The following is a 14,049-nucleotide window of genomic DNA, read 5'->3' on the forward strand; positions in this document are numbered from 1 at the left end:
CGGCCAGAGCCGCACGAACAGAATTCGGTTCGACTACGAGCGAAATCACGCACCGAATTACCGGTTTTCCGCGCATCCGTTCGTGATCTGAACTTCCTGTATCCTCCGGCAACGACCATAATCCGAATCTAATTCGGATTTCAACCCTGCCTGCGACATTTTGGCAATCTGCGGAAAATCCGGGCCACTCGCCCAGAAGCGCCAGGGCTCTTCTAGCCGAATCCTTGAAGGTTGCGACCGGTGGAAAAGCGGAAGTAACCGAACGCGATTCTGGAAGTGCCATCGCGATGCGGCCAAAACAGAGCGAGGCGGCAGTTGCCTGCCGCCTCGCCCGATTCTCGATTTGCTTGAGAAGCCTAGTGGAACTGCGCCGTCTCGGTGCTTTCGGCCATAGCCGTCGTCGCACTTTCCCCGCCACTTACAGCCAGCGACACTGCATCGAAGTAGCTCGTTCCCACCTCGCGCTGGTGCCGCACGGCCGAGAAGCCATGAGCTTCGGCGGCAAACTCGGCCTGCTGGAGACGCGAATAGCCCGCCATGCCGTCAGCCTTGTAGGCCCGCGCCAGCTCGAACGTCGTGAGGCTGAGATTGTGGAAGCCGGCCAGCGTGATGAACTGGTACTTGTAACCCATAGCCGCGATTTCGCGCTGGAAGGCCGCCATGGCGGCCTCGTCCATGTGCCGCGCCCAGTTGAAGCTTGGCGAGCAATTATAGGCCAGCATCTGCTCGGGATGCTCGCGCCGTATGGCCTCGGCAAACCTTTTGGCCACTGCCAGGTCGGGCGTCGAAGTCTCGCACCAGATGAGATCGGCATAGGGCGCATAGGCTATGCCGCGCGCAATGGCCGCCTCGAGCCCGCCCTTGAGCCGATAGAAGCCCTCCGCAGTGCGCTCGCCCGTAACGAACGGCTCATCGTAAGGATCGATATCGGAGGTGATGAGCCGCGCCGCCTCGGCGTCCGTGCGCGCCATGATCAGCGTCGGCACGCCCATGACATCGGAGGCCAGCCGCGCTGCATTGAGCGTACGAATGAACTGGCTGGTCGGCACCAGCACCTTCCCGCCCAGATGCCCGCACTTCTTCTCGCTGGCCAGTTGGTCCTCGAAATGCACCGCCGCGGCGCCGGCCTCGATCATGGCCTTCATCAGCTCGAACGCATTGAGCGAACCGCCGAACCCGGCTTCGGCGTCGGCGATGATCGGCACGAAGAAGTCGAGATCGGTCGTCGCCTTGCCTTCGGCCCGCTCCATGGTCTGGATCTCGTCGGCGCGCTGCAGCGCCTTGTTGATGCGGCGCACGACGGATGGCACGCTGTCGACGGGATAAAGGCTCTGGTCGGGGTACATGTTGCCTGAGCTATTGGCGTCCGCCGCCACCTGCCAGCCGGAAAGATAGATGGCCTTGAGCCCGGCCTTGACCTGTTGCACCGCCTGGTTACCGGTAAAGGTGCCCAGCGTCGGCACGAAGTCCTCGCTATGGAGCAATTCCCACAGGCGCTGCGCGCCATGCTCGGCCAGCGTGTGCCGGATCGGCAGCGAGCCCGCCAGCCGCGCCACGTCGGCAGGGCCGTAATTGCGCGTCACATCGCGCCAGCGATCGGGGGCGTATTCAGGTGTCGGGAAATGCGGTTGGTCCAGCATGGTTCGGTCTCCTCCGGCGGTACTGGTCGAATTTTTCTGGTCAGGCGGCGCGGCTCAGGCCGGCACCTTGCGGCTGAAGGTGGCGGCGATCATCCCGCTCCCCGGCAATGCCTCGGCGTCGGGGCCGTCGCCCACCAGCGCCAGCCTGTGACGCCCGATCTTGCCGGTGATCGAATAACCTTGCTCGCCCAGCCGGCGCGCCTTGAACTGCGCCATGGCCTCGCCTGCGGAAGGCGCAAAGATCGTCAGGTATTCTTCTCGCTCGTTCATGGCGAAAATCTCCTCTCTCGTTGTTGTAAACATTTGACAAGAGCGCGAGACATGCAAGAACTAAGCACTCAAACGGCAGTAAACCTGTAAATCTGCCGTCAATCGACAGCCGCGATATTGTAAACTCTGTAAAGAATGCGGCGGAGGAGGAAAGCGTGGGCGAAGACGGCGACATGCAGATCGGCGGCCGCATCAAGCGGCTGCGGCGGCAGCGCAAGCTACCGCAGGCCGAGCTCGCGCAGGCCCTGGGCATCTCGGCGAGCTACCTCAATCTCATCGAGCACAACCGGCGTCGGGTCACGGTCCCGCTCCTCTTTTCAATCGCGGGCTATTTCGGGGTCGAGGCGGGCGAGCTGGTCGACAGCGACGAGGGCCGGCTGGTAGGCGACCTCATGGAGGCCTTCGGCGACGACATCTTCGCGGACAGCGACCTGACCAATCTCGAAATCCGCGACCTGGCCCACACCAACCCCGCCGCCGCCCGCGCCATCCTCAAGCTCTACGACCGCTACCGGCTGGCGCAGAAATCGGCGGCCGAGGAGGCACCGACCGGCGAGGCCGAACCGTTCCACCTCGCCACCGATGCGATTTCCGATTTTCTCCAGGAGAACAGCAACCACTTCCCGGCGCTCGAAGCCGCCGCCGAGCGCGTACGTCGCGATATCGACCATTCCGGCGACAGTCTCGAGCAGGGGCTGCGCACCTATCTCTTCAACGTCTTCGGCATCGAGACGCGCTTGGCCTCCCTGCCCCACGGCATTGCCCGCCAGTTCGATCAGCGACGCCAGCACCTCCTGGTCTCGGATATCCTGCCGCCCGAATCCGCTCTCTTCCTCCTCGCCCACCAGCTCGGCCGCCTGGCCGCCGATGGCGAGATCGACGCCATCATCGCCGAGTCCGACCTGCCGGAGGGTGACGCCCCGGCCCTGGCGCGAAACGTCCTCGCCGCCTATTTCGCCGCCGCGCTCATGATGCCTTACGAGCCGTTCCTGCGTGCCTGCCGCGAATTCCGTTACGATATCGAGCGCATCGGCCGGCGGTTCTCGGCCAGTTTCGAGCAGGTCTGCCATCGTATGACCACGCTCCAGCGCAAGGGCGCCACCGGCATCCCCTTCCACCTCATCCGCACCGACATCGCCGGCAACATCTCCAAGCGCTTTTCGCTCTCGGGCATCCACATCCCGCGCCATTCAGGCGCCTGCCCGCGCTGGAACGTCTATGCCGCCTTCCTCTCGCCCGAGCGCATCAATGTGCAACTCAGCCAGATGCCGGACGGCCAGCGCTTCTTCTGCATCGCACGCACCATCGTCAAAGGTGATTACCGCTACAACGCCCCACGCCGCTACATGTCCATTGGCCTCGGCTGCGCCATCCACCACGCGCGCGAGCTGATCTATTCGGACGGCATCGACCTCTCCACCGACGCCCAGGCCACACCCATCGGCATAAGCTGCCGCATCTGCCCCCGCCTCGAATGCGGCCAACGCGCCCACCCGCCCGCCGACCACCGCTTCGAACTCGACGACACCTCGCGCCCGGAGAGTCTTTACGCGCGGATGAGCTGACGAGCCTTGCCACGCCCCCGCAAGCATCCGAATATCCTTGAGTTCAGGGGAGGGCGACATGAGCAGGAACAGAACCGGCAGGATCATGGGGAGGATCGCCCGCGGTGTCCTGATCGCCTTCGCAACAACGGCCCCGGCCCTCGCTCAAATGCAATTGGAGTGCCGGCCATTTCCCCCGCCGTCGCTTCCCGACAGGGCTACGTTCGACCCCGCCACCTTGCCCGCCGCGGGCGATGCGGTTGCGTTCCTCAACGGGGAGACGAACGACTGCGTCCGCTGCGACCTCAAAGGGGCGCAGTTGCAGCGCCGCGCGCTCGCTGGTGCAGACCTGCGCGGCGCCGACCTTTCCGGCGCCAGCCTCCACGCGACTGTCTTGAGCAAGGCCAAGCTCGATGGCGCCAAGCTCACCGGCGCCAATCTCGATCTGGCGAACCTCAGCGCAGCAAGCCTCGTCGCCGCCGATTTGCAAGATGCCCTGCTTTATCGGGCGAACCTGAGCGGCGCGCTGCTGAACGACGCCAACCTCACCAATGCCCGGCTCTCCGAAGCGCGCCTCATGCGGGCCCGGCTCGAAGGCGCCACGCTGGCCGGCAGCGTCATGAAAGGCACTAACCTTGCTGCCGCGCTCCTCGTGGAAGCCGACCTGCAGCTGGGCAATTTCCAGGACGCCAATTTCCAGGGCGCCGTGCTGCGCAAGGCGACGCTCACCAATGCCGGCTTCGTCGGCAGCAATTTCACCTCGGCGGACCTCACGCAGGCCAAGGCCTTCAACGCCGATTTCCTCGCCGCCAATTTCGCCGATGCCCGGCTGACCAATGCCGATCTCAGGAATGCGCGGCTGGATGGCGCTTCACTGGCCTGCACCAATTTCGACAACGCGCTACTCTGATCGCGCGCCATCCTTCCACAATATCTCCAAGCGGCTGGTGCTGACGAAATAGGTCGCCTGCACCTTGCCGAACTCGTCGACGAACTGCTCGCCGCTCTTGTGGAAATAGTCCTGCGACGAGGTCAGCCCATATTCGAGCGTTTCCTTACTGCAGTTCCGCCGGACGAAATAGCTCGATACAGCCTCCTCGCGCGCACTCGGCGCGATATCGCTGCAAGCCCAATCCTCCACTCCGAAATGCCTCTGCAAGAGCCCGGCCAACCGCCAGTGATCGTTGCGCACATGCGCCTCGGCCCCGCGCGGGTCGGAGACGATCCGCAATCCGCGCAACAGTCCCGCATCATCGAACAAGGCCGAGAGTATCGCGCCCATGCCATAGACCCGGGTCGCCCCAGCCGTTCCGTCCGTCGGCAATCCCAGTGCGTCATGCCGGATCGCCGCTTCATCATCGTATCGGAAATAGACCTCGTGCAATCCCGATGGCTCAGCCGCACACTGCGAAAACGCCTCGAACCCGTCGATGAATTCCGCCGGCGGTCCACCATTGGTGCCACAGGCCTGCTCGACAAAGCCCCGCGGTTGCTCCGCGGCCGTCCTCCCAGGCAGCAAATCCCAGATCGTGCTCGCCGCCTGCACGGGGGCCGAAATGGTTGCCAGTGCCGCCAAAGCCCAGAACAGCCTCATCGCGCCGTCTCCGGGATCCCCAACACTACCAGCACCATCAACCCTTCGCTCATGCCGAGCTCCGGTGGGCGGTACGAGATGTCCTCGGCCAGGGCGTTGCCCCCCACCACTACTGCCACGAATTGCCGCCCATCCACGGAAAAAACCAGAGGCGGCGCCGACGACAGCGAACCGAAATGGCTGGACCAGAGCGGCTCCAGACTTTCATCATCGAGCGCATGCAGCGTGCCCTCCGCTGTCGTCACGAAGACAAGCCCACCTGCAGTAGCCGTCGCGCCCGCATGCAGTGGAAAGTCGAAGACATGCTGCGCCCGCACCTCACCCGTGGCGGCATCGGCCGCGGTCAGGATGCCGAGCGCGTTGTCGGCGTCGCGATAATAAGCGCCCAGCCAATCGCCACGACTCGGCGTCTTGATTGGCAAGTGCTCTTGCAGGCAGCCGCCGGCATTGGCGCCATAGATCAACCCCGTTCGAAGGCTGAACGCCGAATTGAAAGCCGCCGCCGCGCGGACATTGGCACAGCTGCCCTCCGCTCCCTCGGCGAACAATGGCGCAACGACTGCCTCAGCACCATCGCCCGCATTGAAGACGCGATACCGCCCTTCATTGTCGAAATGCCCCAGCAAGGGACCTCCGCCCTCCGCGCCGACAACGTGATACGGCCCGGCTTCGTTCGTCGCGCCGCTGGTTCCCTGCGCGTAGCGATGCAGCCACCTTACGGTTCCGTCCGCCACATCGAGCGCAACGACACCATTACCGAACCAGATGTCGCGCTCCTCGTCCGGCAGCGGCCCGGTCGGCATTGCAACGCCCCAATAGAGGGTGCCGCTGGATGCGTCGTAGCTCGCCGCCTGCGGTACGGAGCCACGCAATCCCCGCGCGTCCCCGAGATCGGCGCGCCAGAGATGCTCACCCGATGCCGCGTCGAACGCATCGAACTGCAACGGCCCGCCTCGATCCGGTCCCGAGCCGGCGACCAGCACCTTGCCGTCCACGACAAGTGGGGGTGCCGAAAGCGAATATCCATCCATCGGATCGCCCGCCGACACGGTCCGCACGAGCATGCCGGTCGCGTCATCGATCCAACGGAGAGAACCATCGGCGCCGCCTGAGATTACATAGCCCTCGTGCAGGGCCAGACCTTTATGCGCCTGCAGCCAGGTATCGAGATTGCGCTGTCCCGCGTCGGCACGCCACGCCGGCTTGCCCTTGTTGCGCAGGTCGAGCTTGTTGACGGCGCCCCAGCCATCGACGGCATAGAGATAGCCGTCCCGGGCCAGCAGATTGTAAGGGAGCGCGCCCCGCGCGTTTCCGCCACCTTCCACAGCCCCGCCGAGCACCACGCTATAGAGTGTGCGCAGCCGGCCGACATTGGATCGATCGATATCGTCGAGCGGCGAATAGCGGGTCGCCGCGAGGTCGCCCATGCTGGTGAGCCAATCCCCGCTGGCAGGCGCGCTCAAGGCTGCGCCCGAGCAGAGAAGCGCTGAAGCAAGAGCGAGCGTTCTGATTGCCTGCAACATCGGGGATCTCGGGAGGAAACGGAGGGCGGCGTTAGCCACCCTCCGTCGCGTTCCAGTTGCGGCAGACTTATTCTGCCAGTTCGAACACCCAGATCACGCCGCCCGTGGGAACGGTCGCACTTGGCTTGAAGCGATCCGGGTAGGCCGCGGAAAGCCGGGTCTGCATGGACGCGGCGTCGATACCCCAGCCGGCCTGCACGGCAACGTATTGCTTGCCGCCGGCCTCGAAGCTCGACGGGACGCCGATCACGCCCGAATTGAGCTTCATCTCCCAGAGCACGTCGCCGGTCTTGGCGTCGTAGGCGTGGAACTTGCTGTCATTGGTGCCGCCGCCGAACACCAGGCCGCCGGCGGTCGAGAGCAGCGGGCCCCAGTTCTGGGACTCGAAGGTATGCGTCCAGACCTTCTCGCCGGTATTGAGATCCCATGCCTGGACCTCGCCGATATGGTCGGCGCCATCCACGATATAGAGATCGGACCGATTGCCCTGAGTGCCCAGCGTATAGCTGGCGCCCGCGCGGTAGTCGATCACGGAACCACCCTGCATGGTGGTGCACATGTTCTCGTTGGCGGGGATGAACACGTAGTTGAGGTCCGGGTTGTAGGCGATCGGCGGCCAGTCCTTGCCGCCCCAGAACGAGGGGCAGAATTCGCCGACCACACCCGTTCCGGGCTTGGTTCCTTCATTGTATTCGACCCGGCCGGTCTGCGGGTCCATGCTCTTGATCCAGGTCTCGTGGACATAGGGCGTGCCCTTGATGAACTTGATCGGTCCATCATCGGTCCGCTCGAGCATCCACAGCACGCCGGAGCGCGAGGCATGGACGAGGCCAGGTACGCTGTTTCCGTCGCGCTTGAGGTCGACAAGGATCGGCGCAGCCACTTCGTCCCAGTCGAACGAGTCGTTGGGGTGATACTGGAAGTGCCCCTTGATTTCGCCGGTATCTGCGGCGAGCGCCACGACGGACGTCAGGTAAAGGTTATCGCCCGGACGCTGGTCACCCATCCATGGGCCGCCGTTGCCGGTGCCCCAGTAGATCAGCTTACTCTCCGGATCGTACTGGCCGGTGATCCAGCTCGAGCCGCCGCCGGTCTTCCAGGCGTCGGCATGCTCGTCGCCGGGCTGCGGCCAGGTTTCCGAACCCGGCTGGCCCGGCTCCGGCACGATGAAGGTCCGCCAGGCTTCCTTGCCGGTTTCGGTGTCGAAGGCCACGATGTAGCCGCGGATACCGCGTTCGCCGCCGGACGTTCCGACCACCACCTTGTCCTCGACGATGAGCGGGGCCAGGTTGGCGTAATAGCCTTGGCGATAGTCCTGCACCGGCACCGTCCAGGCCTCGGCGCCGCTCTTGGCGTCAAGGGCCACGAGCACGGAGTCGCGAGACATCCAGAACACCTTGTCGCCCAGCAGCGCCACGCCGCGGTTGGTGGGGTGCGAGCCGAGCATGTCGGCCGGCAGTTCGCGCTTGTAGCGCCAGAGAATCTCGCCGGTATCGGCCTTGATCGCGAGGATCTGGTTGCCGGCGGTTGCCGTGAACATGATGCCGTTGACGACGGTCGGGGGCGCTTCATGCCCTTCCGAATAGCCCGTCGACATCATCCATGCCGGCTTGAGCTTGGCGACGTTCTCGGTAGTGATCTGCTTGAGGGGGCTGTGGCCCCAGCCGTTATAGGTGCGTCGATACATCGGCCAGTCGGCATCCGCCGGCTTGACGAGCATCTCGTTGGTCACGGGCTTATAGTCCGGAATGACGATGGGTGGCGGGGGCGTTGTCGGCGCCGCCGGTGCTGCCGGAGCAGCAGGCGCTTGCTGACCAAGCGCGCTTCCTGAAAGTAATGCCACAGCCATTGCTGCGACGATCGAACTAGTCCTGGTCAGTTTCAAATTGTCCTCCTCAATCAAAACTGCTGTTAGATAGTCCTATTCAGCATCTCCTCCGACGCGGGAATCCCACCCGCTGGCGATGGCAACCTTCCCCTCGGCAAGCGTCAGTCCGAGGGAGGGCAGTTTTCTCGTGGCCGGGCCGTTTACCAGCGCCCCGCCATTCCTCAGGTCGAAAGCCGAGAAGTGGCACGGGCACTGGGCGATCCTCGTCTCCGTGTTCCAGTCCGTGACTTCGCATGCCGCATGCGGGCAGATGAGCGTATTGGCCAGCACGCCTTCGGCGGCCAGAGCCTGCGCAGCGGGGCCCATTTCCGCCGGGTCCCAACGGGTCACCAGCAACAGGTTGAAGAAGCTGCCGTCGCGGGCAGCACCCGTGGCGGGGTCTGCCGGCCAGGCCTGGATGGGTGCCGCGCCGACTTCGATATCGGCGGGGGTCAGGGGAGCCGTGTTGTCGCCTGAGGCCCGCACCAGCAGATCGCCGACCTGGGGTGGCATCGACTTGGCGTCTTGAGCAAGCGCCCCGCGTGTCGCGATACCCAGCGCAACGCTGCCGGCAAGACCAGCCAGCACTACACGCCTGCTCATGTCATTATGACAGCATTTCTGACATGAATTATCGTCTTGCTGCGCCATAGACCCCTCCCCTCTAGTCTATTCCTACAACGATGTACGGATATTCACGGAGGAGGCTAACACGAGATTTGGAACTGACAACGAGATTCTTTGGCGCTATTCTTCCTATTATATGCCAATGCGCGACACAGCCCACCGGCGCGCTTCATTAGTTTAGCAAGTAGCGTGCCGTTATTTATCAGCCATATCTATATTTAAGATAGTTTACGGCAATAAGCAGCACCCACCGGCCGGCAGGGTATGTCTCGTGTAGCCAAAGCTGTTTTCGCAAGTGCGCGTCGCGACTTGCCGGGACCCAATTCCGCCCATGAACGCTCCACCCATCGCGGAGCGGGCCCAATCAAGCGCCGCACACGGCACCTGACGCAGCGGGAAAGCCGGGCGCTATGCCCCTGCAGCGTCCGTCAGGCCTCAACGCTCCCGGGAACCGCCTTCTTGGGCGCCTGACCGTATTCGATCACCTGGCCGCGCAGGGCGCCGGCGAGGCTGGTGGCGTCGCTGCCGACGATGAAGGTGGAGAAGCCGCGCTGTTTCCAGACGGCGGCGCCGGCCGCGTCCTGGACGAAGATGCCGATCGATCGGCCGGCGGCCTTTGCGGCGGCGGCTATGGTTTCGATGGCGCGTTCGAGTTCCGTGCTCCGGGCACCCAGGACACCCAGCGACACGGCGAGATCGCCGGGCCCCACGAAGAAAAGATCGATGCCGTCGACGGCGACGATCTCCTCGATATTGTTGAGGGCCTGTGCGGTTTCGATCTGCACGGCGAGGCAGATTTCGCGGTTCTTGGCGGTAAGGAAATCGGCGCTGAGGCGCGCGCCGTAATTGCTGGCGCGGCTGGGGCCGACGCCGCGCTCACCGAGCGGCGGATAGCGCGTGGCGGCGACGAGTTCGCGGGCCTGCTCGGCTGTCGACACGCGCGGCACCAGAATGCCGGCGGCACCGGCATCGAGGACCGTGGCGACATGCTCGGCCGCATGGCTGGGCAGGCGCACCAAAGCAGGCACGTTATGGACATCGGCGGCGCGGATGAGATTTTCCATCTCGCCGCGATCGATCTGGGAATGCTCCCAGTCGATGCAGAGGAAGTCGTGGCCGGAAAGGGCGCAGATTTCGACGGCCATGGGGTGGGGGATAGCCGCGAAGGTGCCGATGACCGGCGACCGCTCCAGTATACGTGAGCGAATGGATTTCATGTCTTATTCCACAACGGAAAGGTCAGAAGGGCAGTGCGACCATGCGGCCGTGATCGGAAACGAGTGCCGGGGTCGCAAAGCCCCCGAGATGAACCTCGTGGACGAGGCAAACCGCGATGCGATGGGTGAAGCGCTCGATCACATCGACCATCGTGCATTCTAGCGCGCAGCGGGCATCGGCGAGCACGGGGACGTCCATCGTCCCATTCACCCAATTGCCCGAGACGAAGCGGTGCGCGCCCTTGGCCGGCGTCATCCCGCCGAAGGCGCGGGCCACCGCTTCCTGCTCGGCGGTGAGGATATTGACGCTGATCGCGCCGCCTTCCTGGATGAGCGGAGCGAGGCTCGCCGTCTTGTTGACGCAGATCAGCACCGAGGGCGGTTCGGCGCTGAGCGAACAGACGGCCGTGGCCGTTATGCCCCAGGGCTGGCCATCGGCGGTCTTGGAGGCAAGGACGGTGACGCCCCCGGCCAGGGTGCGCATGGCGTGCTTGAAATTCTGCGGGTGGACGACGGGAGGCATGTCATTCCACCCGCAAGCCGGCCTGGCGCAGCAGCGGCAGGACGCGATCGCAGAAGAAGGGCAGTTCGTACGTGTAGTTGACGAAGCTCAGCGCCGCGCCTGCATAGCCCTGCTCGCTGATGGCGATGATTTCGTCCACGATCTGCTCGGGCGTGCCGACCAGCGGATAGGAGCCGGCCCCGCCAGCGAAGCGCTGCTTGTAGTTGCGGAAGGCGTCGCTGTCGTGGGAATTGGCGAATTCCTGCTTCTTGGCCATGTGGTTGTCGACCGCGGCATGGTCGGCCATTTCGAGCGCGTAGCGATCGTAATAGGCGCGCGCCTCCGCTTCCGTCTCGCGGCAGACGACATGCAGCACGGTATAGACGCCGACGTCCCGGCCCTGGTCCGAGGCCCGGCGCCGCACGTCTTCGACGTGTTTGCGGCCATCGGCGATGTTGGAGAAGGTCGAGAAGAGATAGTCGCAATTGCGCGCCGCATAGTCGCGGCCCGGATCGCCGAAGGCGGCGTTCATGGTCACCGGGCGCGGCAGCTGCAGGCTGGCCGGGCGGCTCACCACGCTCTTGAGGTTGTAATAGGCGCCCTCGTAGTCGAAAGGCTCGCGCGAAGCATAGGCGCGCAGGATGATCTCGATCCATTCCTGCGCCTGCGCATAGGGCTTGTCGCTGAGCGGGGTGCCGAACATGCCGAACTCGTCGGGGTTCCAGCCGCAGACGATATTGAGGCCGGCGCGGCCGCCCGAAACGTGATCGACCGTCGCCAGCGCCTTGGCGGCATAGACCGGGTGCACCAGCGGCACGTGGACGGTCATGAAGAGGCCGATGCGCTCGGTGAGTGCGGCGAGGGCGGCGGCCCAGGTGAAGGTCTCGAACGACCATTCGCGCACCTGCGTTTCGCCGCCGAAGCCACGCCAGCGGGCGATCGGCAGCAGGAATTCGAGGCCGGCGCGGTCGGCGATCTGCGCGGAGGTCACGCAATCGGACCAGCGGGCCTGCCAACGCTCGGGCACCGTGGTCATGGCAAGACCACCATCGGCATTGGTCGAGAAGACACCGAGCTTGAACTTGTTGCGCCCCTTGAGCGGATGAGGCTTGGCGGAAAGAGACATTTGAACCCTATTCGTTGTCGGCATGCTGCCGGTCGAGATCGGCAAAGAAGGCGCTCTGGGCGCTGGCCAGGAAGTCGCTCATGGCGTCCCCCGCTGCCATGGCGTCGCGTGCGAGATAGGCGTCGCGCAGGCGATAAAGTCCCTGGATGACGACCTGCTGCGTATCGGGATGGGACAGGGTACCGGCCCGCACGACCTGCACCTGGTCGGAGAAGCGTGAGAGCGTTTCGGCGAGCCGCCTGTTGGCCAGCGCTCCGATCCAGGTCTGTCGGAATTGCACGTTGGCGAGCGCCAGCCCATCGGCATCGCCCGTCGCGACAGCGCTTTCGGCATCGACCACCGCCTGGCGCAGCCGCTCGTGGTCGGCCTCGCTCATGTCGCGGGCAGCGTTGGCGGCGGCACGCGGCTCGATGAGGCGGCGGATCTCGAAAATGTCGGCAATGTCCTGCCGGTCGAGGGTGGGCAGGACGAAACCGCGCGTGGTGCCGACCACATAGCCGTCATTGGCCAGCCGCAGCAGCGCCTCGCGCACCGGCATGCGGGAAACGCCCATCTCCTTGGCGATGCCGATATCCACCAGCCGGTCGGCCGGCCCGATATCGCCGCGCTGAATCTTCTGGAGCAGTTCGGAGTGTATCTGGCTGCTCAGACTCTCGTTCGCCTTCTTCGCCTCCACGGCGGCCCCTCCCTCTACAAACCATATGCAGAATACAGTATACTGTTATGTGCGCAATCGGTTTTTTCACTTTCGGTTGAGCAGCGCGTTTTGTGTTTCAAAAATCACATTATTTCTCAATGTATTAACTTCGTGATCTTCACAAAGCCTCGGCTATCAACCCGCGGTGGAACTTTAGAATCGTATAAAATAGCGCTTGTGCACCCCCAGGATATGTGCGTTAACAGAATACAGTTTATCGCGACCTGAGGGGGTTCCTGATGAATCAAGGGTGGGCCAATGCCCGTGGACACGATCCACTCGCCGGGATTCGGGACGACATCCGGAACTTGCCGACCGAGAATATTGCAGAGCTGGCGCTCAAGGCGGCCTCGCTCTCGGGAGTGATCCCGCTCTGGTACGGCGAAGGCGACCTGGTGACGCCGCAATTCATCCGCGACGCGGCCAAGGCCGCGCTCGACCAGGGCATGACGTTCTACGTCCCCGACATGCGGGGCCTGCCGGCCCTCACCTCGGCGCTTTCCGATTACCAGACGCGCCTGCACGGGGTGGACATCCCGGTCCAGCGCTCGACCGTGACGCCGAGCGGCATGCACGCCGTGCTGCTGGCGCTCGAGCTCATCGTAGACAAGGGCGACGAAGTCATCTTCATCGAGCCGCAATGGCCCAATATCCGCAGCGCCATTCAATTGGTGGGCGGGGTGCCGGTGCCCTTCGGCCTCGATTTCCGCGATGGCGACTGGCGGCTCGATCTCGAGCGGTTGATGGCCAGTTGCACCAGCCGGACCCGCGCCATTTTCCTGCCCACGCCGTCCAACCCGGCCGGCTGGGTGGCGAGCGTGGAAGAGAACAAGGCGCTCCTCGAATTCAGCCGCCGCACCGGCATCTGGATTCTCTCGGACGAAGTCTATGCCCGCCTCTATTTCGACGGCGAGGTCGCGCCCTCCATGCTCCAGATCGCCGAGGATGGCGATCGCGTGCTGGCCATCAACAGCTTCTCGAAGGCCTGGGCGATGACCGGCTGGCGCATCGGCTGGCTCACCCATCCGTCGAGCGTCGCCGGCGCCCTGGGCGGCATGACCCAATACATGAACAGCGGCACGGCCGGGTTCATCCAGGCCGGCGCCGCCGCCGCCCTCACCCAGGGCGAGCCTCTGGTGCGCGAGATCCGCGAACGCTGCCGCGTCGGCCGCGACCTCGCCTACGAGAAGCTCGCGCCGCTCCCGCAGACCGAATTCGGCGCCCCGCCCAAGGGCGGCATGTATGTCTTCTTCGCGCTCAAGGGCGAGGACGACGCCAAGGCCGCCTGCCGGCACATCCTGGAGAGTGCCCGCGTGGGCCTGGCTCCGGGGCACCTCTTCGGCGAGGCCTCCAAGCGCTTCCTGCGCGTCTGCATCTGTCGCGACGCCGCGCAGCTCTCGGAAGCCTTCGATCGCATCGCCAAAGTCCTGAACGCCTAGCTG

The 14,049-nt window shown here is 64.4% G+C and carries 13 protein-coding genes; 3 read left to right on the forward strand and 10 right to left on the reverse strand.

Annotated elements, in window-relative coordinates:
- Window positions 1-356: 356 nt before the first annotated feature.
- Both aceA and JNE37_RS05030 read right to left on the reverse strand, forming a co-directional pair.
- On the reverse strand, window positions 357-1,640 hold the full coding sequence (gene aceA, locus JNE37_RS05025) for an isocitrate lyase (RefSeq protein WP_203065523.1): 1,284 nt from the start codon (window positions 1,638-1,640) through the stop codon (window positions 357-359).
- 54 nt (window positions 1,641-1,694) lie between these two features.
- Complete coding sequence (locus tag JNE37_RS05030) at window positions 1,695-1,910, reverse strand: hypothetical protein (protein WP_035031647.1); 216 nt, start codon at window positions 1,908-1,910, stop codon at window positions 1,695-1,697.
- A 155-nt stretch (window positions 1,911-2,065) separates the two neighbouring features.
- On the opposite strand from JNE37_RS05030, the gene JNE37_RS05035 reads away from it, so the two are divergent.
- Together JNE37_RS05035 and JNE37_RS05040 are read left to right on the forward strand one after the other, a co-directional pair.
- Window positions 2,066-3,475, forward strand: a complete 1,410-nt coding sequence (locus JNE37_RS05035) for a helix-turn-helix domain-containing protein (RefSeq protein ID WP_246513526.1) — start codon at window positions 2,066-2,068, stop codon at window positions 3,473-3,475.
- A gap of 58 nt (window positions 3,476-3,533) precedes the next feature.
- Window positions 3,534-4,364 (forward strand): pentapeptide repeat-containing protein, encoded by an 831-nt coding sequence (locus JNE37_RS05040; protein ID WP_203065524.1) that lies wholly within the window; start codon window positions 3,534-3,536, stop codon window positions 4,362-4,364.
- Here JNE37_RS05040 and JNE37_RS05045 read toward each other — a convergent pair.
- The 8 genes from JNE37_RS05045 to JNE37_RS05080 all read right to left on the reverse strand — a co-directional run bounded on the left by JNE37_RS05045 (window position 4,356) and on the right by JNE37_RS05080 (window position 12,586).
- Complete coding sequence (locus JNE37_RS05045; RefSeq protein WP_203065525.1) at window positions 4,356-5,048, reverse strand: hypothetical protein; 693 nt, start codon at window positions 5,046-5,048, stop codon at window positions 4,356-4,358. The two genes, JNE37_RS05040 and JNE37_RS05045, sit on opposite strands and share 9 nt — an antisense overlap.
- Window positions 5,045-6,571, reverse strand: a complete 1,527-nt coding sequence (locus JNE37_RS05050) for an outer membrane protein assembly factor BamB family protein (RefSeq protein WP_203065526.1) — start codon at window positions 6,569-6,571, stop codon at window positions 5,045-5,047. The genes JNE37_RS05045 and JNE37_RS05050 overlap by 4 nt, the downstream gene beginning before the upstream one ends.
- Before the next feature lie 67 nt (window positions 6,572-6,638).
- Complete coding sequence (locus tag JNE37_RS05055) at window positions 6,639-8,420, reverse strand: PQQ-dependent dehydrogenase, methanol/ethanol family (protein WP_081840483.1); 1,782 nt, start codon at window positions 8,418-8,420, stop codon at window positions 6,639-6,641.
- A 72-nt stretch (window positions 8,421-8,492) separates the two neighbouring features.
- On the reverse strand, window positions 8,493-9,041 hold the full coding sequence (locus JNE37_RS05060) for a QcrA and Rieske domain-containing protein (RefSeq protein WP_182398375.1): 549 nt from the start codon (window positions 9,039-9,041) through the stop codon (window positions 8,493-8,495).
- A gap of 452 nt (window positions 9,042-9,493) precedes the next feature.
- The gene (locus JNE37_RS05065; RefSeq protein ID WP_203065527.1) at window positions 9,494-10,282 is read right to left on the reverse strand and encodes an HpcH/HpaI aldolase family protein; all 789 of its coding nucleotides are present in this window, start codon (window positions 10,280-10,282) and stop codon (window positions 9,494-9,496) included.
- Between the two features lie 22 nt (window positions 10,283-10,304).
- Entirely contained in the window at window positions 10,305-10,805 is a 501-nt protein-coding gene (locus JNE37_RS05070) for a flavin reductase family protein (protein ID WP_203065528.1), read from the reverse strand.
- Between the two features lies 1 nt (window position 10,806).
- On the reverse strand, window positions 10,807-11,910 hold the full coding sequence (locus tag JNE37_RS05075) for an LLM class flavin-dependent oxidoreductase (RefSeq protein ID WP_035031657.1): 1,104 nt from the start codon (window positions 11,908-11,910) through the stop codon (window positions 10,807-10,809).
- A 7-nt stretch (window positions 11,911-11,917) separates the two neighbouring features.
- A complete protein-coding gene (locus JNE37_RS05080; RefSeq protein WP_052152517.1) occupies window positions 11,918-12,586 on the reverse strand; it encodes a GntR family transcriptional regulator in 669 nt (222 codons plus the stop codon).
- A 260-nt stretch (window positions 12,587-12,846) separates the two neighbouring features.
- Here JNE37_RS05080 and JNE37_RS05085 point away from each other — a divergent pair, with 260 nt between their 5' ends.
- Window positions 12,847-14,046 carry a pyridoxal phosphate-dependent aminotransferase gene (locus JNE37_RS05085; RefSeq protein WP_203065529.1) on the forward strand — a complete coding sequence of 400 codons (1,200 nt, stop codon included), beginning with the start codon at window positions 12,847-12,849 and terminating at the stop codon, window positions 14,044-14,046.
- Window positions 14,047-14,049: the final 3 nt, after the last annotated feature.

The organism is Paradevosia shaoguanensis (genome assembly GCF_016801025.1).
In the GTDB taxonomy this organism is placed as follows: domain Bacteria; phylum Pseudomonadota; class Alphaproteobacteria; order Rhizobiales; family Devosiaceae; genus Paradevosia; species Paradevosia shaoguanensis.

Excerpts from the sequence above, each read along its gene's own strand:
- aceA (WP_203065523.1), bottom strand. The coding sequence starts at position 1,640 with ATGCTGGACCAACCGCATTTCCCGACACCTGAATACGCCCCCGATCGC.
- JNE37_RS05030 (WP_035031647.1), bottom strand. The coding sequence starts at position 1,910 with ATGAACGAGCGAGAAGAATACCTGACGATCTTTGCGCCTTCCGCAGGC.
- JNE37_RS05040 (WP_203065524.1), top strand. The coding sequence starts at position 3,534 with ATGAGCAGGAACAGAACCGGCAGGATCATGGGGAGGATCGCCCGCGGT.
- JNE37_RS05045 (WP_203065525.1), bottom strand. The coding sequence starts at position 5,048 with ATGAGGCTGTTCTGGGCTTTGGCGGCACTGGCAACCATTTCGGCCCCC.
- JNE37_RS05050 (WP_203065526.1), bottom strand. The coding sequence starts at position 6,571 with ATGTTGCAGGCAATCAGAACGCTCGCTCTTGCTTCAGCGCTTCTCTGC.
- JNE37_RS05055 (WP_081840483.1), bottom strand. The coding sequence starts at position 8,420 with ATGGCTGTGGCATTACTTTCAGGAAGCGCGCTTGGTCAGCAAGCGCCT.
- JNE37_RS05060 (WP_182398375.1), bottom strand. The coding sequence starts at position 9,041 with ATGAGCAGGCGTGTAGTGCTGGCTGGTCTTGCCGGCAGCGTTGCGCTG.
- JNE37_RS05065 (WP_203065527.1), bottom strand. The coding sequence starts at position 10,282 with ATGAAATCCATTCGCTCACGTATACTGGAGCGGTCGCCGGTCATCGGC.
- JNE37_RS05070 (WP_203065528.1), bottom strand. The coding sequence starts at position 10,805 with ATGCCTCCCGTCGTCCACCCGCAGAATTTCAAGCACGCCATGCGCACC.
- JNE37_RS05075 (WP_035031657.1), bottom strand. The coding sequence starts at position 11,910 with ATGTCTCTTTCCGCCAAGCCTCATCCGCTCAAGGGGCGCAACAAGTTC.
- JNE37_RS05085 (WP_203065529.1), top strand. The coding sequence starts at position 12,847 with ATGAATCAAGGGTGGGCCAATGCCCGTGGACACGATCCACTCGCCGGG.